Source organism: Paraburkholderia nodosa (assembly GCF_001718195.1).
GTDB lineage: Bacteria > Pseudomonadota > Gammaproteobacteria > Burkholderiales > Burkholderiaceae > Paraburkholderia > Paraburkholderia nodosa_A.
Window position 1 is genome coordinate 187525 of record NZ_MCNV01000005.1, and the last position, 19514, is coordinate 207038.

Annotated in this window: 18 protein-coding genes and 1 pseudogene; 7 read left to right on the forward strand and 12 right to left on the reverse strand. The window is 59.4% G+C overall.

Annotation, left to right across the window (positions count from 1 at the left end):
* Positions 1–176 precede the first annotated feature (176 nt).
* On the reverse strand, positions 177–881 hold the full coding sequence (locus BFD71_RS11990; protein ID WP_069263883.1) for an SDR family oxidoreductase: 705 nt from the start codon (positions 879–881) through the stop codon (positions 177–179).
* A gap of 703 nt (positions 882–1584) precedes the next feature.
* Here BFD71_RS11990 and BFD71_RS11995 point away from each other — a divergent pair.
* From BFD71_RS11995 to BFD71_RS12010, 4 genes are all read left to right on the forward strand, one after another.
* On the forward strand, positions 1585–2031 hold the full coding sequence (locus BFD71_RS11995; RefSeq protein ID WP_069263885.1) for an Ohr family peroxiredoxin: 447 nt from the start codon (positions 1585–1587) through the stop codon (positions 2029–2031).
* A gap of 75 nt (positions 2032–2106) precedes the next feature.
* Positions 2107–2553, forward strand: coding sequence for an Ohr family peroxiredoxin (locus tag BFD71_RS12000; RefSeq protein ID WP_069263887.1), 447 nt, complete (start codon positions 2107–2109; stop codon positions 2551–2553).
* Positions 2554–2623: 70 nt separating this feature from the next.
* Positions 2624–2896 (forward strand): hypothetical protein, encoded by a 273-nt coding sequence (locus tag BFD71_RS12005; RefSeq protein ID WP_069263890.1) that lies wholly within the window; start codon positions 2624–2626, stop codon positions 2894–2896.
* Between the two features lie 160 nt (positions 2897–3056).
* Positions 3057–3515 (forward strand): MarR family winged helix-turn-helix transcriptional regulator, encoded by a 459-nt coding sequence (locus BFD71_RS12010; protein WP_069264181.1) that lies wholly within the window; start codon positions 3057–3059, stop codon positions 3513–3515.
* 374 nt (positions 3516–3889) lie between these two features.
* Here BFD71_RS12010 and BFD71_RS12015 read toward each other — a convergent pair whose 3' ends face one another.
* The 4 genes from BFD71_RS12015 to BFD71_RS12030 form a co-directional block, all read right to left on the reverse strand.
* Complete coding sequence (locus BFD71_RS12015) at positions 3890–4591, reverse strand: hypothetical protein (protein WP_069263893.1); 702 nt, start codon at positions 4589–4591, stop codon at positions 3890–3892.
* Between the two features lie 499 nt (positions 4592–5090).
* Entirely contained in the window at positions 5091–5597 is a 507-nt protein-coding gene (locus BFD71_RS12020) for a winged helix-turn-helix transcriptional regulator (protein WP_069264184.1), read from the reverse strand.
* A 144-nt stretch (positions 5598–5741) separates the two neighbouring features.
* Positions 5742–7319: an aldehyde dehydrogenase (NADP(+)) gene (locus BFD71_RS12025; RefSeq protein WP_069263895.1), complete on the reverse strand. Its 1578-nt coding sequence runs from the start codon at positions 7317–7319 to the stop codon at positions 5742–5744.
* 15 nt (positions 7320–7334) lie between these two features.
* On the reverse strand, positions 7335–7958 hold the full coding sequence (locus BFD71_RS12030; RefSeq protein ID WP_069263897.1) for an isochorismatase family cysteine hydrolase: 624 nt from the start codon (positions 7956–7958) through the stop codon (positions 7335–7337).
* A gap of 862 nt (positions 7959–8820) precedes the next feature.
* Between BFD71_RS12030 and BFD71_RS12035 the strand changes: the two genes are divergently transcribed.
* Complete coding sequence (locus tag BFD71_RS12035) at positions 8821–9678, forward strand: enoyl-CoA hydratase/isomerase family protein (protein WP_069263903.1); 858 nt, start codon at positions 8821–8823, stop codon at positions 9676–9678.
* A gap of 113 nt (positions 9679–9791) precedes the next feature.
* On the forward strand, positions 9792–10553 hold the full coding sequence (locus tag BFD71_RS12040) for an alpha/beta hydrolase family protein (RefSeq protein ID WP_069263905.1): 762 nt from the start codon (positions 9792–9794) through the stop codon (positions 10551–10553).
* A 213-nt stretch (positions 10554–10766) separates the two neighbouring features.
* On the opposite strand, the pseudogene BFD71_RS41775 reads toward BFD71_RS12040, so the two are convergent.
* The 5 genes and pseudogenes from BFD71_RS41775 to BFD71_RS39055 all read right to left on the reverse strand — a co-directional run.
* A pseudogene (locus BFD71_RS41775) lies at positions 10767–11036 on the reverse strand (transposase); the annotation flags it as partial.
* Between the two features lie 312 nt (positions 11037–11348).
* On the reverse strand, positions 11349–13226 hold the full coding sequence (locus tag BFD71_RS12045) for a hypothetical protein (RefSeq protein ID WP_069263907.1): 1878 nt from the start codon (positions 13224–13226) through the stop codon (positions 11349–11351).
* Positions 13219–14259, reverse strand: a complete 1041-nt coding sequence (locus BFD71_RS12050; protein WP_069263909.1) for a hypothetical protein — start codon at positions 14257–14259, stop codon at positions 13219–13221. The genes BFD71_RS12045 and BFD71_RS12050 overlap by 8 nt, the downstream gene beginning before the upstream one ends.
* Positions 14253–16256: a hypothetical protein gene (locus BFD71_RS42130; RefSeq protein ID WP_176732870.1), complete on the reverse strand. Its 2004-nt coding sequence runs from the start codon at positions 16254–16256 to the stop codon at positions 14253–14255. The genes BFD71_RS12050 and BFD71_RS42130 overlap by 7 nt, the downstream gene beginning before the upstream one ends.
* 284 nt (positions 16257–16540) lie before the next feature.
* Positions 16541–16981 (reverse strand): NUDIX hydrolase, encoded by a 441-nt coding sequence (locus tag BFD71_RS39055; protein ID WP_083245207.1) that lies wholly within the window; start codon positions 16979–16981, stop codon positions 16541–16543.
* Positions 16982–17391: 410 nt separating this feature from the next.
* On the opposite strand from BFD71_RS39055, the gene BFD71_RS39060 reads away from it, so the two are divergent.
* Positions 17392–18189, forward strand: coding sequence for a DJ-1/PfpI family protein (locus BFD71_RS39060; RefSeq protein ID WP_083245208.1), 798 nt, complete (start codon positions 17392–17394; stop codon positions 18187–18189).
* On the opposite strand, the gene BFD71_RS12060 is transcribed toward BFD71_RS39060, so the two are convergent.
* Together BFD71_RS12060 and BFD71_RS12065 are read right to left on the reverse strand one after the other, a co-directional pair.
* Complete coding sequence (locus tag BFD71_RS12060) at positions 18165–18701, reverse strand: GNAT family N-acetyltransferase (protein WP_069263913.1); 537 nt, start codon at positions 18699–18701, stop codon at positions 18165–18167. The two genes, BFD71_RS39060 and BFD71_RS12060, sit on opposite strands and share 25 nt — an antisense overlap.
* A gap of 176 nt (positions 18702–18877) precedes the next feature.
* Entirely contained in the window at positions 18878–19198 is a 321-nt protein-coding gene (locus BFD71_RS12065) for a hypothetical protein (RefSeq protein WP_083245209.1), read from the reverse strand.
* Positions 19199–19514 lie beyond the last annotated feature (316 nt).

Consider the following 19514-nt stretch of genomic DNA (forward strand, 5'->3'; position numbering starts at 1 on the left):
AACAGTTTGCTTATCCTGACGGACCTAAGGTCCGCGTCATTGAAACCTGCGTGATGCACGAGCTGAACGAGGTCCAGCTTTCATGCCTGCATCTGTCCATGAATGGTGTTGGCACGCGTCGACGAAACCCAGACGTGGGGTTCCCGGGCGTCACGCTACGGGACCGGTTCGGGCGTTTAGCGTTGCGCCGCGTCTTTCAGGTAGATGCCCTCCGACAGCCCGGCCTTTACTTGCCGGGTTATAGCGTCGGTGGACACTTCCTCCGCGCCGGCTTCAATGGCTTCGTACGCCTGGCGCACGACGTCGGCCGGGGTTGCTTTCGGGACTTCCAGTCCGCGCACCAGATCCGTATCGATAAAGCCGGCATGCAGGCCGACAACCTGCGTGCGGTGTTCGCGCAGCGACTGGCGCAGGCCGTTCGTCAACGCCCACGCGGCCGACTTCGACACGCCGTAGGCAGACAGAATTGGCCGGTTCACCCAGCTCGCGACCGATAGCACGTTCAGGATTGCGCCACCACCGTTGGCGGCAAGGTTCCCTGCAAACGCTCGCGACGTCGCGAGCATGCCGACCACGTTGGTTTCGAAGTGATCGCGCAGCGCCTCGATTGCGCCGTCGTCCATGAGGCTGCCGAGGCGCGCGATACCCGCGTTGTTGATCAGCAGAGTGACATCCCGGGCTGCATCCGCGGCCGCGGCTACGGCTGCCGGATCGGTCACGTCGAGCTTCACGGGAATGACTCCCGGTAACGTCACGCTGCCTGGATCGCGCGCAGCTGCGTATACCTTCCACGCCCCTCTTTCTAGCGCCTGTTTTGCGAACTCGAGGCCAAGCCCGCGGTTCGCGCCCGTTACGAAAACGACAGCATCTTCGATCTTCATAGTCATTCCTTTCGCATGTTGACTCGCATACGCGTCGGCTCGCCGTGCGCGTGGGATCCGGTTGGAAACAAGGTTGCATTCGCTTGCTGAAACGTTGCGCCGTGCCTTCCCGCGCGGCAGCTAATCACGCCGCGCAGCCGGCGCCGGATTGCTTTCGTCGGACGATTCGTGACCTCTTACGCAACGGACACGACGATGGCGAAGGATATAACTATGAAAATCATATCGTCAAGTGCGGCGTGAGTTTACCGACGATCTCCTGTGGAGCCGGCAAGTGCGTGGCAATGGAGTTCGACCCGCGGCGGCGCGTGCCGGATTGACGGGTCGACTATCCTGGCGTCCCCGTGGCTGCGTTTCCCGCAGCCGTAACTTGCTGCACGCCGTCACCTCCTGATAGGGGCGCCACGAGCCAAGCGGGCGGGGCACGCTTGTCCCCGAAAGCACGCGCCCGCAATTCACATCATTCGCCGACGCCCAAGTCGGCCAGGCGGTGGCTTGTTTGCTTACACCGCGCGCGACCGGCTGCTGGGCAGGGGGCACCATGCTGGTCGACCGCCGGATCCATGGTCAAACTATCAAATTGACGCATGCGATTAAATCTTTTGCGATTGACATTGCGCGCGTCCTTCTCCATTATTCGACGCAAGCGATTACATCGCATGCGATTTAATAGCTTACCCCCTTATTCACACAGGAACCCATCATGACCAAGATCGATCAAGTCCTCTTCTCGGGCAACTCCAACGCCGCGGTCAACCACGACCCCGATGTCCAGCGTGGTGAGCACGGCGTACTCGACCTCAAGCTTTCGGCACTCAACAGTGAAGGCCGCGATTTCATTGCCACCGAGCTGCACCCACGAGCCGAGCAGCTGTTTTCTGGTGCGTGGTCGGCGTGTTACATCAGCGCATTCGAAATTGCTGCCTCGCTCAGGAAGGTCACCCTGCCGGCCGACTATTCCGTGGACATCCAGGTCCGTATCGGAACGGTCGGTAACGGATTTTGCCTCGGCGCCGATTTCACCATCCGAGCGCCGGGTCTGGCAACGGAAGTTGTCGAGGCAATCGCGAAGCGCGCCCACGAAATCTGCCCGTATTCGAAGGCCGTTCACGGCAACATCGAGGTCGGCCTGAACGTCGTCGCTGCGTAACGAATAAATCGCATACGACTACATCGCACAAGAGTTAAACAGTTTTTATTACCTTTATATATACAGGAATCCATCATGGAAAAGATCGAAAAAGTCCTCGCTGCAGGCAACTCCCACGCCACGGTCAATCGTGACCCCGATGCCCAGCGCGGCGAGTATGGCGTCTATGACCTCAAGCTGACTGCCCCCGGCGTTGAGAACCTCGATTACATCGGCACTGAGCCACACCCGAGAGCCGAGCAGCTGTTTGCTGGCGCCTGGTCCGCCTGTTTCACCACCGTGTTCGGCATGGCGGCCCAACTGCAGAAGGTCACGCTGCCTCGCGACTATTCCGTGGACATCCGAGTGAACATCGGGCAAACCGGTGCAGCCTGGTTCCTCGGCGCAGAACTCAACATCCGCGTGCCGGGTGTGGAAAAGGCAGTCGTGGAGAAAATCGCGCACCTGGCCCATCAGATCTGCCCGTACTCGAAGTCCGTGCGCGGCAACATCGAGATCAACACGAACATCGTCGCGGCGTGATGCGCCTGGGCACGTGTCTCTCTTCGGAGGGCACGCGCCCTTTACTGAACATCTTTCAGGAGTTTCCATCATGAAGACCAAGCTCATCGTTGCACTGCTCATCGCAGTTTCGGCATCCGTCGCCGCACCCGCGTTCGCCAGCGGCTACGGACCGGCACCTTTCTATAAGCCCACGGTTGGCGCACCCGCATCGCAGAGCGGTCAGAGTCTGCGAACTGTCGCCGCCGAACGCGAAGATGCAACCGGCCCGGAAAAGGCGTACGGCGGTGCAGTTTACGGAACGTCGGAAGCGGGGAGCAATCTTCGTGTGGCGCCGCGCGACAACTCTTTCGCGCATCACTAAGTCGTGCATCTTTCCGTCGCTGGGCCGTCGCGCATCTTCATTGCTCCTGCGCGCCGGCCACAGCATCAGGCGGTCGATGATTTGTTATCGGAACTGAGAGCGCTCCGCTATGGTGAAGGAACTTGAGGATGACAACGAGCAAAAGACAAGGAGGACACACGTGAAATCCAGCGATCAACTGGCACCGGAAAGCCTTCTGCTATCCGACTACCTGTGCTTCGCGGTCTACTCGGCAAACCTGGCTTTTGGCAAAGCATACAAGCGGATACTCGAGGAACTCGGACTTACCTACCCACAATACATCACGATCGTTGCGTTGTGGGAGGAGGACAACCAGACCGTCAGCAGTCTTGGAGCAAAGCTGTTTCTCGAATCCAACACACTTACGCCAATGCTGAAGAAGCTAGAGGCGATGGGCTATCTGGAAAGACAGCGCGATCCTGGTGATGAGCGCCAGGTGCGGATCAGTCTCACGAAGAGCGGCCGGCGGCTGTGCGAAGAAGCGCTTAAGATGGACCCCGTCGAGACAGGCCTCGCGTCCGACGAGTTCGCCCATGTTCAGTCGGCGGTCGTGAAGTTGCGGAACAACCTTATCAAGTCGATCCAGAGCGGCGAGTAAGCGCTTACCGGCCGTATTGCAGCGGCGTCCTGTTGCAGACATTCAACGGACGCGTTGGCCCGGCATGCGGGACGATCTGATCAGGCGAGATACGTTGGGAGAAAGCATCCGAAGCTAGTCGATCTCTGCAAGATGCCGGTCGCGACAAACCGCGCGGGTGCGACGATGGGACGGGAAAAAACTGGGCGTCATGGCGCATTCGCCCCGCGCGTGTCGACTACGCCATCGGTCCTGGCGTCTGCAGACGTACTCCTCAGTCTATGTTTGCGTTCCCCGAGATTCCCGGATGATAGGTATGGCGGGGTCACTCATGGCGTAGCGCAAGCCGCTCTACTACTTCATCACAACCACCTTGCGATCCCGCATCGCCCGGCTCAGGCAGATGTCTGCACGAAAGTGCCGCCGGATCTGGAGGCCGATAACTCAGTGACGTTGCTGGCGAACGTTTGTAGAAAGGTCTGAAGCGATGCACGGTTGTCCGCGCCAGCTGAGCCAAACAAGGTGTTGAAATCCTGCTGCAACTTCGACACCGCGTTGTTCAATGACGTCGTCGAACCTGTCTCACTGTTCCCACTGGCTTCTCCGGTCTGGATGCTTCCCGCGCCAACGGCCCGTGCGAGCGATTCAAGCCCTTCCGCAAGGGGATTCGAGTAAGCCGCTGCAGATGCGCCGTTCCCCTGATTACCTGAGTTGCCCTGCGATGCCGGGGAGGTGGCGGTTCCGTATTGCAGACCTGGGGCTACCTGAAGGATCTGGCCGATAAACTGCTCAAAAATGGCATCAATACCTGCTCCGGATAGCGACCCCGCATGCGACGTGGAGCTGATGCCATAGGCCCCTCCAGTTGCAGGCGTACCGGTTTGGCCGAATGGGAGAGTGAGTCCCAGTTGAGAAAACGCCTGAACGATCGCCTGGACCAGCCGATTCCCGGGCGACGGCGATGGCGTCTCCGTCTGCTTGTACGCTTGCGAGAGCGACTCGTGCTGTACGTTGATCCCTGGTACCTGTCCCGAATCCAGCAATAGCAGAATACGGATGTCTTTGTAGTCCTTGCTGTTCAGTTGTTGTGCAATCATCAATGGTTCCTTTTTCTCGTTATTAGATCTGTTGTGGAACAAGTTCAATGCTGCGGTTAGTCGTTGAGCGGAGTTCGTTCGTCACGCAACTGCCACGAGCAGCGGAGCGCTGGAATGCGACGAGCAGTACGAAGACTGAGTCTATTTTCGTGACGAAGTCTCCTGAAAGCTGTTCTGTCGCGGTGAATTGATATATCGTATCGTATACGAATTAATCGTATACGATACGATACCAAAGAGAAATTTCAAAGCAAACAGCGGCGACAAGCTTATTTGGTTGACTTTCAGCGTCGCTTGAGAGGGCACCGCTGCGCTATCTGCTGTCACGGCTATCGCTTAATCTGCGCTCCTCTATTCGTGCAGTCGGCCTGATGCAGGAACAGCTGGCCAGAAAGCTGACCCGGTCTCTAGCCGCGGGTCCGACTTCTTTGACTAAGACATCCCGGATTTGCGGGCGATCGAGCGGGTGCAGTCAGGGCAGACTAGTCGTGCGTATGAATCACGCAGACTTGGCGGTCTTCACTGCGTCCTGTCGCGCTGCGCGCTCCTGCGCGTAGGAAGGACTCAGTTCAGCCTTCAGATCTTCACGCCGCAGTGGTTCACCACAGGCCTGGCAGACTGTGCCAATCCCGGCATCGTGGCCGCAGCTAAGGTGCGTATAGTGGACCGCGACGTCCTCGTCCGGCGACTTGTGCCATGTTTCACCCCATTCGCGGAGCGCAAGGATGACCGGATAGAACGCTCGGCCCATCTCCGTGAGTTCATATTCGTAGCGAGGGGGCTTTTTCATGTAGCGCTTGCGCTCGATCATGCCATCTGCCTCGAGTCGTTTGAGGCGGGACGAGAGCATCTGCGGTGTTGCCTGCGACTGCGCCAACAGGCCGTCGAACTTTCGGTTGCCCATGAACAACTCACGCACGATCAAGACAGTCCAGCGGTCGCCGATGACATCCTGAGACCGCGCGACCGGGCACAGCGTATCGCTATTTTTGGACAACGCAGCCATCCAAGACCTCGCAACAAGTGTTGGTATGATAATCATATCAATGATAGCACGGGTTCGCGTCGCATGCATGTGCGGTGAACCCGTGACTTCGCAGCTTGCGCGAATTACGTGGTGCTGGCACGCTACTTTCATGCTGACCGCGGTTCAGGCCTTGGATAAGTCGCCGTCGGTCAGACGCCATATTCCGCAAGGGTTGTTGTGCCGCAAGGCTTCTGGCAGCAGCTCGTCCGGGAATCCCTGGTAGCAGACAGGCCGCAGGAAGCGCTCGATCGCAGTCATGCCGACAGAGGTAAAGCGGCTATCCGACGTTGCAGGGAAGGGGCCGCCGTGGATCGACGCATATGACACCTCTTGTGGATGCGCAAACGCATTGACGACGATCCGTCCCGTACGGCGTTCGAGAAGGGGCAGCAGGCGGGCGGCGAGTGTGTGATCAGCGGGGTCGATGTGCATCGTTGCCGAGAGCTGGCCTCGAAACTGCCTCGCGATGCCGGTCAGTTGCTCGAGGTCTCTCACCCGCACCAGTAGTGCAGCGGGTCCGAAAACCTCTTCCGACAAAGCCGGATTCTCCAACATCCGGCTGCCGTCGATTTCGAAGAGAATCGATTGACCGTCCCAAGCACCCAGCGGTTCGCCGCCCACGGCGATTCGCCTCGCCCCGGCGTTGCCCTGGCGTTCGACGTTCTTCCGATAAGCCGTGAAAATGCCTGGCGTCAACATCGTGCGCGCCTGCATTGCTTCGACGCGGGAGATCATCGCCGCCTTCAGTTCAAGGTAACCCGGCCCGTCAATGGCGAGCAGGATGGCAGGCTTCAGGCATGCCTGACCGACAGTAACGAGCATGCGTTCAGCGAAACCATCGCCAATGACGCCACCCCGGGCAGCGAGCGCAGCTGGCATTACGAAAGTCGGATTCACACTCGTCATTTCGGTAAAGACCGGTATTGGGTCTGCACGCTGCTGGGCGCGCCGGAACAGTGCCATTCCACCGCCTTCCGACCCTGTGAAGGTAACTCCCTTGATGAGCGGATGGTCGACCAGCGCCTCGCCGATTTCGTTCCCGCCGCCGCGGATCAGAGAAAACACGCCTTCATGGAAGCCCGAATCCTTCACGGCTTGCTGGATCACCCGACCCATCATTTCAGACGCGCCTGGGTGCCCATTGTGGGCCTTCACGATGACCGTGCAGCCTGCGGCCAGTGCCGACGCAGTGTCCCCGCCCGCGACCGAATAGGAAATCGGGAAATTGCTGGCGCCAAAGATTGCGACCGGACCGAGTGCGATTTTCTGCATCCGGTGGTCCATTCGTGCGCGCGGTTGGCGTTCCGGCTGAGCGCTATCAATCGTTGCCTGGCGGAAGCGCCCCTGGCGGACGACGGTCGAGAACTGACGAAACTGAAGCGCGGACTTCACGGCTTCTCCTTCGAGTTGAGCGACCGGCAAGCCGGTTTCGAGCGACGCGCGTCGCGCGAGCTCGGGCGTAATGACGTGGAGGCCGTCGGCGATGCGCTCAAGGAACCTGGCGCGTTCGGTAAGGCTTGTGTGGCTGTAGCTATCGAATGCCTCATCGGCGAGTCGTGCTGCGCGATCAACCTCTTCAATTCCGCCGAATGCGAAGGTCGGTTCAATCTCGACATTCAATGTCGGATTAAGTGCTTTCATGCTGCCGGACGTCCCGGCGACTTCCTGCGCACCAATTAGTAGATTACCGGTGAGTTTCATGAGTGTTCCTTTCGATCAGGCGGGAAGTGCAGCAACCAGCTCTGCCGTCGTCAGGATTTCATGGGCGAACGTGGGGCCATTCAGTTCGTGCGCGGCACGCATCATTTCCTTGGTGAAAGCCGCTGTAGCGTCTCGAACCAGCGTGACGTGATAGCCCAGTTCCATTGCAAAGCGGCTCGTGGACTCAATACATGTATTCGCCAGCAGGCCGACCACGATCACGTGCGTGATGCCTTGCTGTTTGAGCTGGAAGTCGAGGTCGGTGTTAGCAAAGCCGCTTTGGCCCCAATGCTCGTGAATGATGATGTCGCCTTCCTGCGGGACAAAGTCAGGATGCCACTCACCACCCCACGTGCCCTTGGCGAACGTTTGGCGCTTCTGTACGAGGCGTTGAGTTGGGTTCGGATGGTCCCAGTTTTCGTAATCACCAGGTTGCCAGCGGCGATGCGGCACATAGAGAACCTGGATATCTGCTCTCCGCGCGCTTGCGACAGCAGCACGGAGATTGTCGAGCAGCCGGACTTCGGCGGCGATATCGCGCAGCATCGGAAAGAGCTTGCCGCCGTCCGAAAGAAAGTCGTTGTACGGATCGACCAGCAACAGTCCGGTGCGGTCCGCGTCGTATGCAGGGTTGGACATTTCAATACTCCATTAGATCAGTGTGCGAATGAAGCATTCGCGTTGCACAGTCGGCGCCAGGTTGCTTTTGTTGGACGATTCCTGACGCCTGGTGCAGTGAAGACAGTGACCGAAGGATATAACTATGATAATCATACCGTCAAGTGCCGCGCGGCTTTCCTGACGATTCGCCCGAAGTTGAAACGTCTGCAGCCCACCGTCCAGCGGGGCGTGTAGCATGCCGGCGGCGCGCTTCGATCAACCCGGCGTAGCGTCGGATTTGACCTACACTCTGGTGACGGACGAGGCAGCGTGCTAGACAGGCGGCGTCATGCTGGCCGCCGCGGAATCCATCGCGGCGAGTTAGGTGCATATGAGGTTAAGTGACGGTGGCTGGCGTTGAAAATGTCGAGTTCGTCGGTAGCAAGAGCCGAGTAGCTGTTTCCGGCGTCTGGTCGACCTGTTACACCATCGTGCTCGGCAGGGCAGCACAGCTATGGAAGGTCACACTGCCCGCTCGCCTCTTCCGTGGACATCCACGTGTACATCGAGCAGGCCGGGCCGCGCGGTTCCTCGGTTCAAAGTTCAATATCCGCGTGCCGGCAATGGAAGAGGCGTCGTCGAGAGGATCGCGAACTTGGCCAATCAGACCTGCCCGTAGTCAAAGTCTGCGCGGGAACATGAAATCAGCACGAAGATTGTCGCAGCATGATCGCCATGGGCACGCGCCGTCACTGAACATCGTTTGGGATGTCACCGTCATGTAGACGAAGTTCGTCGTTGCACTGCTCGCGCGTCGAACTCGTCAACGGACGTGCAAGTTGCTGGGGCCTGCAGGCGCCCTGAACTTAATACTGGTCTAGCAATCGCCAGGAGAAGCACCATGCCCGACTCTTCACAATTTGACATCGACCTCAGTTGTCCGGGCCGGTGGACGATCACCTTCAGCAACCCGCCGATCAACATGTTTGTTCCTGCGACGATCGTCGAATTGGGAACAATAATGGCCGACCTTGACTCAGACCCGTCCGTGAAGGTCGTAGTCTTCCAGTCGGCGAATCCCGATTTTTTCGTCGCCCATCTTGATGTAGCTAAAGCGGCCGAACGGCCGGAGGTATTGGGTCTTTGGCGCGACTTTGTACTGCGACTCGCCTCATCGCCAGTGGTAAGCATTGCAAAGATTCGCGGCCGCACGCGCGGCATCGGGAACGAGTTCGTTCTGGCCTGTGACATGCGCTTCGCCAGCAAACAGAGTGCCATATTCGGTAACCCCGAAGTCGGCGTTGGTCTGGTCCCAGGTGGCGGAGCGCTGGAATGGCTCCCGCGCCTGGTCGGCCGGTCGCGGGCACTTGAGTTTGTCCTCAGCGCCGACGACTTCGACGCCGACGTCGCCGAGCGCTATGGCTGGGTAAACCGCACGATGGACGATGACACTCTCGACGACTTTGTTGATACGCTTGTCAAACGCCTGACATCATTCGACCGTGAAACACTCGGCCTGGCAAAAGCCCAGATCAATCGATTCGGAGTGCCAACGGGGTCCGAGATCCAGTCGAGCATCGACATGTTTTTCCCCGCGCTGGCCTCGCCAAGTGGGCAGGCCCGCCGCGCCAAGCTCCGGGCGATGGCCTACGGAGTTCCAAGCGACTTCGAATTGAACTTCGGCAGGTACCTGCCTTCACTGGGGCCGGCGGGCGATGATAACGCGGCTGTGCCGGCCGCCGGCGCGGCGAAGAGCTGAGCCTCCTCGTACAATTCGTGCGGTGGCCGCCGACGCGGTGCGCCGCAGCTTATTCCTCAGCCACAGGCGTCGTCTCGGTCATCCGGGATGCGGCGACCAAGGAGGCGACGGCGATGATAAAGCAGAAGATTGCTTTCGAGAACGGCCAGGGTGTATCGCTGGCCGGGCTCCTTGAGCTTCCTGACAAACCTGTCGCATATGCGCTGTTCGCACATTGCTTTACATGTGGTAAGGACCTGAAGTCCGCGTCGAAGATCGCACGGGTGCTGACTGAGCAGTCGATTGCCGTATTGCGCTTCGACTTTACAGGGCTTGGTAACAGTGACGGCGATTTCTCCAACAGTAACTTTTCCTCCAACATTAGCGACCTGTTGGCGGCAGCGGATTTCCTCAGAAGAGCACATCAGGCCCCGACCCTCCTGATTGGTCATAGTTTGGGTGGCGCGGCAGTTTTAGCTTCGGCTTCCGACATACCGGAATCAAAAGCGGTCGTTACGATCGGGGCTCCTGGCGACGTACGACATATCAAGCATTTGTTCAAGGGCAGCATCGAATCAATCGAGAAGCTCGGCGCCTTGACCGTTCAGCTTGCCGGTAGGGACTTCACAATCAAGCGTCAATTCCTCGAGGACGTTGATGAACACCGGCTGGAAGAGAAAGTCGCGAGGCTAAAGAGGGCATTGCTCGTCTTCCATTCTCCTTTGGACGACACTGTTAGCATCGACCAGGCACAAAAGATCTTCCTGGCGGCTAAACATCCAAAGAGTTTCATATCGCTGGATCTGGCTGACCATCTACTCAGCGGCAGCAAAGATGCAGAGTACGTGGCACGTTGTATCGCTGCTTGGGTATCGCCATATATCCCTTCGCAGTAGGCGGTAAAAGCCTTGATTCGTCAATGCAGCGGTTTGGCCGGAGAACATGAAAGTGAAAATACATTGCCCGCAGACAGCCGGGGCAGTTGTGTTGCAACGTAGGCTTGGGGAGATCGGTGCCACGCCATCATGCCTTTAGCACTGTTGCACTGAGTACAAGTAGTCCCGGTTTGTCCAACGTCCCGTTTGTGTAGCTGTGAGACTGCCGTTCGGATTCCTTGCACGCTGAAAAAGGAGAAAGTGAATGAAGGCTACGCGATTGAGATAGCCGTAGATATAGAGCTTGAGCAGAACAGCTGGATGGTAAGACGGTCGGCCCGTAGTCGCGGGCGTGGTGCCCTCGAATCCCATTGAAGCCAGATCGAGCTCGTCTACGAATGCATCGACTATCCGGACAGGGTTGTCTTCGGCGATAAAGTCTTCAAGACATTCCGGCAGCAACGTTGACTGATTGCGGTTCGCACCTTCGACAAATCGCCCCATCTCCGCCTCTCGCTCTAACAGGTTGATTCAGTCTAGGTGATCGTTCGGGTTTTGGCACAGCCTCGGCCGACTACTGCCGGATGCGATGGGCCAAATGCGCCCCAGAGGGGAGACTCGATTGCGTGCGGCTTATCGCCATTGAGCTTCGAGGATTTCACGATGTCATGGCCATGGCGCGCAGTACGGCGCCACAGGAGGACGCCGGCACGTTTTCGCGGTAACAGCATTCTCATGTTTTAGATTCTGGACTGAAAATGGGGGTTATCAGTCCAGCGCTGTTTCGCGATCGGCCGCACCGCGGTGGAGCATGCATTAGAGGTGCCGTGCGCCGCCGATTCTGGCTCGCTGGTAACGGCGCGCAGCATCGCCCAGCTCCGGGCCCGCCCGCCAGAAGCCGCCGAAGTGCCGGACATCGCTAACGAGCGCGTGGTAGCTGTCAGCCAGCATCGGATCCATGGGTTCAGGCCTGACAAGCGGTACAGCCGGGGTGTGCGGCAGGGTAACGTGGCAAACGCGCTGATAGTCAGCGGCGCTGCGGCGCAACGCTTTGATGGCATCACCTGGCGTGGCGCCGACCGCCTGCAGCCGGGCTCCAGCTAGTCGCGCTGCGAATTGCCTGTCCCGGGTGCGGTAAATCCAGCACCACAGGCGCTTGGCCGTGAATCCGAACAGGCGCCGACGTCGAAGGTCGAGTTCCGCCGGCTCGATCGTGTCCATGACGGTCCAGCCGGCATCGCGCGCCCACGTCAAACACGCGCCGGAATGATCGGCGAGCATCGCATCATGGCGCGTCTCCAACGCACGTGTATGCCTGGCGCGTCGTTCAGACTTGGCTGTGTGGGGCGCGGCGGGCCATGTAGAAGCAGCGGCGGTGACGAACTGCAGGCCGTCGGGCATCGCTCTGGCTAGCCACGCGCAGGCATTCCATGGTGCATAGGACTCCGTATCAGACCAATCCGCAACACCTGTATGAGCCACCAGTGCGGCCCGCTGCTTCGCTTCATGCCAGACGGCGCCCAGCGTGACGCGTGCAGCGTGATATTCCGCCCAGCATGCCAGCGCAGGACTCAGCGTATTCGCCCCCTTTACGCAGCATCCGTCCTTGATGTGATGGCGCAGCCCACCGACAACGTCCCATGGTGGCTTTCGACCCGGCCAGCGGCGTCGTTCGACCTCTGGTTCAATCGCCCGCGACCAGAGGACGTCCGTGAAGGCAAGGAGCGCTCGCACGTCGGACTGTATCCGTTGGCCGATTTCCAACGGGTTGCCTGTTGCAACGAAGGACCTGACGATCCGCGTTGAGTGCGGAGCGATATGCCCGCGAATGTGCCGCGCGAGCGCGCGATAGACCGTAACGTCGGGCGTATCGTCCCAGAACGCAGTGATGGGCGGTGGTCGCGCTTTCGGGGGAGGCTGGATACGTCCGGTCGGCGAGGTACGTTCCGCTTTCGCGAACTGATGAACGGTAAGCCATCGCGTAGACTCGTCGTTCAACGGACGGAAACACGAAGGCCAGGTCATGCCGAGCGCGCGGGCGGCAGTGGCAAGCCAGAACAGACTTCCGGCAGCGTGCTGCTTCAAGGCTTCTTCCAGCAGTCGCGGCCGTACCAGTGTGCAGCAGGACTCAATCCACGCAACGACGGGCTCGAACGCGCGGGTTGCCGCTGCGGGTAGCGTTGGCCGCCGGCATGTCTCGTGCGTGAAGAAGTGCAACCGTCCGCATCGACAGCTGCCCGCGGTACTGAAGTCCGCCGTGCGGCGCAGCGTTGCCTGAAAGGGCGCTCCACAATGGCAGCAGTCAACGAGCGGCGTCCCGTGAATCGGGCACTTGTCCAGCAGGTTGATGGACAAGAGCGCTGCGTGGTAGCCGGCGGCGAGGCAGGCGAGGCAGATGCGCGGGCGAGGCACCACGATCGCAAGGCGTAACCATGACGGCAGCGTGCCCAGTGTGGACCAGCGCAATGCGTCGGGCGGCTCCCCGAGTTCATTCGCAAATGCCGTAACGTCCACGGGTTGGGTCGCGTTCTCAATCAGTTCAACCGCGAAGGCACCCCGGCAGGCCGCGTGTGTCAGGATCCGCAGGTCCCGTGCGTGTAGCGCATTGAGCGAGCACGCGCGCAGCACCGTGTGCCAGAGCGAGGCATACGGCAGGATGCTGCCTGCGTGCCAGGTCAGAAGGCGTTCAGGCATGGCTTGCCTGATGCCGGGCGATGTTTCGCAGGCCGGCCGTCGCAGAGACGAGCGCCATCAGCGTGCGGTGCCCGCAGTCTTCGACGGCCGCGCGCCAGGCTGCGCTCGAGGTCGAGGCCTCGACGTCGGCCCCACTGGCGATGCGCAGCAGAACGTGACGGCAGGCCTGAGCAACGGTTTTCATCGGGAAGTCGATGGGGCCCGCGTAGCGCTCAGGTAACGCATCGCACATCGCCTGCATGAGCTCATCTGCACAGCCGGCCATGCGGAAGCCACCGGCCCACGGCCGTGGGGCGAGGCCTGCCGTGAAGGAGTGTCCCGATCCCGATGGCCATTCGCTGCCCTCGTCATAGCCGCGCATCACATACGCAAGCTCGCCGACGTTTCTCACGCCATGGAAGGGCTCGGCGGCCAGCATGAAACGAGCAGCGACGTGTGCGCCGCCGGCCAGCGCCATACCGACAGGTTCATCAAAGAACTGCATTGAGGCGATCGAGAACACGCAAAGGCGGACGCGTTGCTTCTCGAGCAGGCTATGCAGCTCGACAAGCCATAGCCACTCGCGCTGCGTCATGCCCTGAGCCTCATCCACCACGAGCACGAGAAATCTTCCCCCGCCTTGCGATGCGAGCTCGATCCAGCGCTCAACGAGCATGTCCTGTCGTTCAAGCGGATTGCGGCGCGCCATGGCCAGCCGGTGTCCACTCGCTTCAAGCAGATGGGCATAGAAGCGGCCCACCGCCTGGCTGCCACCCGAGTCGGTGTGACTCCAGATCACCATGGGCACGTACCCGCCGTGGCGCTCGGACATCAGCCTTTGAAGCCAGTGGTCAACGGCGTTCGACTTGCCGAAGCGGAAGGGGCCAAATATCGTCGCGCCGTCGACCTGATCATCGAGCCAGGTGCCGATTCGTTCGACCATGTCGTGAATCGCTACGGTGAACAGGGAATAGTCGCGCGTCACGACCGGATGATCTTTGGGAACCCCGGGCGCGACAAGCGGCTCTTTCGGGGTGCTGTCGAACGTCACCATTGCTGTGCCTTGCGCATCGGTGGGAGAGGTGAAACAGGAGCCGCTGGGACTGCTGCGTCCTGAGCGTTCACGGGGCGAACATCGTCATGTCGGGCATGAATACTGACCATCGACTGCCCGGCAAGCGCCTCGGCGTGCTGCTGCAGGATGCGTCGTGCCTCCAGATAGGCGGGATGCACCGGCAATTTCCCTTGCGGCGAGGCCTCGGCGTATCGGATCAATGCCTCGACGGCGTCGCTGTTGCCGGAAAGATGCAGAAGGCGCCGCTTCTCGAGAGCGCGGATTGCCGATCGCACGTAGAGGGAATGAGGGGTGCGGTGCCACGGCGGCGCGGCGCGAACGACACCGAGAAAGTGTCCCTGCCGGCTGGAGACGGTTGCAAAGCGCGCGTCGTCATCGTTGTCGAGCTGCAGCCAGAAACACTGTCCGAGAAGATCAGTTCGCATCGCTAGCCACTCCGCGGAGTAGCGGGCGTTGGCAAAGTTGAAGTGGGGGCGTCGGCCATTCCTGAGGCCTCCCTGCAGCGTGCAGAGCCTGCGCGCGCAGACCATGCGTCGCACCGCGCCTGGATCAGCCGTGCGAAACGCCATCGAACCATTCGCGACCAGCAACTGCAGCTGTTCGAGCGGGCTACGGTATCCGAGGCCCGAATGCGGCGTCGCGTTGTAGTTCGCGATCAGCGTATCCAGCAGTTCCTGCGCATATTCGAGCTGGAACTGTGTGGCGAACGTTGCGGCCTCGGGGTCGTGGCCGCGCTTGTCGGCAGGGGAACTGCCGGTGGTAATCGATAGCTGGTGAAAGCCACCACTGGCGAGACGCCCGAAGAACGACTCGATGTAGGGGCGATCGTCCTTGGTACGTCGGCAACTGTAACTTGCGGGGTCCTGTGGCTTGACGATCCGCGCACCCACGACCTCGCGTAAGACATCCTCGACGCGTTGGCAGACGTTGGCGAGCGCGCCGTCGACACTGAACTCGTCCCAGCAGGCACCGGTCAGCTGCGGAATGTGGAAGGAGGGTAGGCCGGCGCCAGAAACATAGGCATCCTGACCGAATTGCAGTTCGCGGGGGATCCAGGGAACAAGTGCTGTTCGGATCGCGCGCAGTACGTCTTCGGCCGAACATTCGCGACGCAGACAAAGGTGATAGCCGAGCACGGCGCGCGAGACGACTTCGATCAACACGATGACCCACACACGATGGATCATGCGCGGCTCGGTCCCGCCATGCGGTGAGGGGACGAGCACCAGCATACGCGCATCAAGCTTGTGGGCATCGCACTCCACACGTTCGAACGGTAGCAGCTCCGGGCGTCGCGTACCGTCTCCGCTTCGCGCCTTCCTGACAGCTTCGTCTCCGCCGGCGGCCTGCCTTGCGCGCGAGGGATTCTCTGCGAGGACTGCATCAATGTAGGTGCCGATCGTCACGTAGCCGCGCCGGTCAACATTGAAGGGCCATTCGCCGCGGCGCTCGAAGCCACGCTCACGCATTTCGGCGATGAACCACCGGAAGATGGCCATGCGAGGCCTGCGCGATGCCTCAAGCTCTGGTCGCTTGCCAAGAATCCGCGCGCGCAGACGCTCCTCAAGTCCGCGGCCGGAAGGACACTCGAAGGCCCATTGCAACGCGCCCACGGCGCCACTACCCCAGACGTCGGGTTTCAGGGGAGTCTTACGTTCGTAGGCCTTGGTGTGAGAGTGGGGCAGCAGGCCGCGCCAGCCGAAGACGCGTCCATCCGGGTGTTGCCTCAGGCAGCGCTCCCTGAGCAGCCGGTAGGCCTGGCCGCGCCCCATGCCGCAGATCGACCGGATCTGGATATCCGACGCACCATCGAGATAGAGACGGATGGCCCGTTCGCGACGCAGGTACAGCGTCTGTCGCTCAGGGGAGAGCGCGAGCACATCAACCGCCGGCCAACTGGCGAGTTCACCGTCGCAGGGCACCCCACCATCCGCGGACAGGCTGCTCCGTATTTCCAGTCGCGAACGCCGTGTCATCGGAGCCTCCGCCGTCGCGTCGACCTTTACGACACAAGATTAGTTGATTTCGCGCAACGCGATACAACTTTACTTGACGGCCGGCTCGACGATAGACACAACTTTACTTGCAATGGAAACTGCCGCTTCAGCCTTGCCAGGAGCCCCGCAGCGAGAAATTGCGCGCCGCACAACGGTAGATACAACTTTACTTGCGTGAGCGGCGGCTCTCAATGGCCGTTTCAGAGCGATGCGGCAGGCTCACATCACAACCCTGAAGGGACGATTACAACGGTCCAGAGCGGTCATTCCGTCGCGCGTACGGCTTGAATCTCAAGGTATTCTGAGACGCGCTGTTGGAGCGTGCTAATTGCGTCCGGGAGCCGCAAGTAAGCTCCCACGTCCATGAGTGACCACGCTTGCCCCTCATCGCCGAAACGTATCGCGGCGACATCCGTATTTGTAAGCCATCCAGCAAAAAAACATTGTGGAAGTCCATTCGGGGAAGCTGCGGGATAGGATTTCGACCAGTAAATCCGATTAGCTTTTATGCTTATTCCGAATTCTTCGAAGACCTCACGAAAGGCGCATTCCTCTGGGGTCTCATCTCCTTCTCGGCCCCCCCCGGGCAAATCCCACAATCCCGGAAAAGGAATCCCCGGCTTATCGTCTCGGCGATAGACAAGGATTTCACGCCCCTTGAAAAGGGCAATCTTGGACCCGCTAAAAGCAGATGGCCACTTCATGTTTGCCTTCGATCAGTTGTTTAGCCGAGGCAATAACTCTAACCTTGATAATGAATCTGTGCACTTGCGGATACCGGCAAGGCGTCTTGGAACATTGTCGACGATCCATGTGCGTGCATCGAACGTCGCATTGTGGCCGCACCGCACTGCGTCCCACGACCGGGCACGCCGCTCGCGCCCGGCGCACGTCTCTTGCAACATGCATAACCGACCCGAAGCCGTCGGTCAACTTTCCGGACAACGGCCGTTCATTGGCCGTCTTCCAGACTAGCTGGACGAAGCTCTCGACAAAATAAGCACCATTCATATATCCAGCGCCGAAATGCTATCCGGATTTTTTGATAAAGCGGGCGGGACGATATCGTGTAACGTCAAGCGGTGAATGTCGCTGAAGGCTAGCATCCTTCACGATGTATGACGTTCCTTTATCTCTGGAAGCCCTCGTGAATAGTGAAAACACCCGGATCGGCCTTGTTCTCTTTCCAAGGCTGACGCAACTTGATCTGACTGGACCGGCAGAAGTGTTTGGACGAATGCCCGGTGCCGAAGTCCACTTGCTGTGGAAGACACTCGATCCTGTACCGTCTGACCGGGGTCTCAGCATTTTACCAACGACCACGTTCAACGATTGCCCAAGGCTGGATGTAATCTGCGTTCCCGGTGGTCCTGGTCAAGTCGAACTTATGGATGACGACGTTACCCTGCAATTCCTTCGGCGGATCGCTCTAGGCTGCAGCCTGATTACCTCCGTCTGTACGGGATCACTTGTGCTGGGTGCGGCTGGGCTGCTCACGGGTTTCCGGGCCACTTGCCATTGGTCGTCCATTGATCAGTTGAGCCTGCTTGGAGCGGAACCGGTGCACGAGCGCGTAGTGCGAGACCGGAACCGTATTACGGGTGCAGGCGTGACATCCGGCATTGACTTCGCCCTGACCCTACTAGCCCACCTTTCGGGCGACCAGGTGGCGCAGGAGGTACAACTCCAGATGGAATATGACCCCCATCCTCCTTTTGAATCCGGTTCGCCGCGTACGGCCCCACCGGCCCTTATTGAAGCAACCCGAGTAAAAATCTCATCGTTTGTCGAACGTCGCAGGATCGCGACGGAGCGTGCGGCAGCACGCCTCGCGAACTTTCCAGGCTCAATGCCGACTGGCCGAAAGCGGTCGACCAGTGGCCCATGTCAATCGGCCGCCAGCCTCGAGTAAAGAGCGAAGTCTCCTGGTATCCCACGTACCATCCGATAACTGCGAAGAAGACCTTCATATCGATATTGGCAGCGCTGGAGAACTTGCGCCGAACGCGAATTGCTTTTCAACACAGTGCCTTGGACGCGAACAAAACTGTACGTGTCAAAGGACCATGTAGTGAGGGCATTGCAAACCGCGCTAGCAATTCCTCTCCCCCAGTATTCCGGTGAAAGGTCGTAGGCAATTTCGGCGGTGCGGTTTACAGCGGAAACGGTGTGGAACCCGATCGTACCGATCAACGCCTCATCAACATTGCTCACGATGGCGAGCCGTCGTATGGACTCAGGTGAGGTCGACTCCAATGCGTCAAACATGGGCAAGAGATCCGCTCGCGAATGCAAGTTCCAACTCGTATGCTCGACGACATGCGGCAGCGCCATATATGCGTACCAGGCGTCCACATCAAAGCGTTCGAGCTGCCGAAGCGAGACACCTGGATACCCCGAGGCAGGGGCAACTTCGATTCTCATGCATTGTCCTCAATCGCGTGATTTTTATTTTATCCAGATTGGACGTTATTCTTCATGGTTTCAAGGATTGTCAATAATCTAGGCAATTGTCTCGACCGTCTCTTCATAGCCGCACGGCGTCCCACGACCTGACGTGTCTGTTCGTCCCCGGCCCGCGACTCACACAACAGGTGTGTTCATGCCTTCGCGCGTGGAATCATTTCCAAGGCCGCCTGCACAGTCTCGAAGAACTCTTCCGCAAGGGCGTAGTGCACCAATGCGATTGGATTCTCGGTAGGCGTTTCGCGTATGAAGTTCCTGCCGCGCTCGACAAGAATGTCAATTGGTCGATAGTTCTCGCTCAACCAGCAGGCGAGTGTATGATTGACGGCACTCGACAGTTCGTAGATCGCAGTATCACGACGATACAGCCGAAGCTCCGTAAATTGCTCATCATTCAACTCCTGCTGCAAAGAGGCAATTTTTTGGACAAGCTGATCGATCCTGCTCGTTGTCAAAGCAACACCTCAAATTTTCCGTGAAGAGAACCGGCACTACGACAGAGACTTCGTTCCGAGAACTGTGAGTTCGGGATCTGGCGGACAGCGCTTTACCGCTGTACGGTCCGACTTCATCTTCGATTGTCTACGATCTGAGGGCGAAAGTCGAATGACAAGTTCTGGCCGATCAGTGCCTCATGCAAACGGTATTCGAACGCCGAGACTGCGGATGCAGCAACCGGCGATAGACGGATCCAATCCGGACGGTCGCCCTGTCAGCGGCTCAAGTGCAGGTAACGCCAATTTTGGTCACTCATAGACGAACCGAAATCGC

Excerpts from the sequence above, each read along its gene's own strand:
- BFD71_RS39055 (WP_083245207.1), bottom strand. The coding sequence starts at position 16,981 with ATGAAGTGGCCATCTGCTTTTAGCGGGTCCAAGATTGCCCTTTTCAAG.
- BFD71_RS12040 (WP_069263905.1), top strand. The coding sequence starts at position 9,792 with ATGATAAAGCAGAAGATTGCTTTCGAGAACGGCCAGGGTGTATCGCTG.
- BFD71_RS42130 (WP_176732870.1), bottom strand. The coding sequence starts at position 16,256 with ATGACACGGCGTTCGCGACTGGAAATACGGAGCAGCCTGTCCGCGGAT.
- BFD71_RS11995 (WP_069263885.1), top strand. The coding sequence starts at position 1,585 with ATGACCAAGATCGATCAAGTCCTCTTCTCGGGCAACTCCAACGCCGCG.
- BFD71_RS12015 (WP_069263893.1), bottom strand. The coding sequence starts at position 4,591 with ATGATTGCACAACAACTGAACAGCAAGGACTACAAAGACATCCGTATT.
- BFD71_RS12025 (WP_069263895.1), bottom strand. The coding sequence starts at position 7,319 with ATGAAACTCACCGGTAATCTACTAATTGGTGCGCAGGAAGTCGCCGGG.
- BFD71_RS11990 (WP_069263883.1), bottom strand. The coding sequence starts at position 881 with ATGAAGATCGAAGATGCTGTCGTTTTCGTAACGGGCGCGAACCGCGGG.
- BFD71_RS12035 (WP_069263903.1), top strand. The coding sequence starts at position 8,821 with ATGCCCGACTCTTCACAATTTGACATCGACCTCAGTTGTCCGGGCCGG.
- BFD71_RS12000 (WP_069263887.1), top strand. The coding sequence starts at position 2,107 with ATGGAAAAGATCGAAAAAGTCCTCGCTGCAGGCAACTCCCACGCCACG.
- BFD71_RS12050 (WP_069263909.1), bottom strand. The coding sequence starts at position 14,259 with ATGGTGACGTTCGACAGCACCCCGAAAGAGCCGCTTGTCGCGCCCGGG.
- BFD71_RS12020 (WP_069264184.1), bottom strand. The coding sequence starts at position 5,597 with ATGGCTGCGTTGTCCAAAAATAGCGATACGCTGTGCCCGGTCGCGCGG.
- BFD71_RS12030 (WP_069263897.1), bottom strand. The coding sequence starts at position 7,958 with ATGTCCAACCCTGCATACGACGCGGACCGCACCGGACTGTTGCTGGTC.
- BFD71_RS12060 (WP_069263913.1), bottom strand. The coding sequence starts at position 18,701 with ATGAGAATCGAAGTTGCCCCTGCCTCGGGGTATCCAGGTGTCTCGCTT.
- BFD71_RS12005 (WP_069263890.1), top strand. The coding sequence starts at position 2,624 with ATGAAGACCAAGCTCATCGTTGCACTGCTCATCGCAGTTTCGGCATCC.
- BFD71_RS12045 (WP_069263907.1), bottom strand. The coding sequence starts at position 13,226 with ATGCCTGAACGCCTTCTGACCTGGCACGCAGGCAGCATCCTGCCGTAT.
- BFD71_RS39060 (WP_083245208.1), top strand. The coding sequence starts at position 17,392 with ATGTATGACGTTCCTTTATCTCTGGAAGCCCTCGTGAATAGTGAAAAC.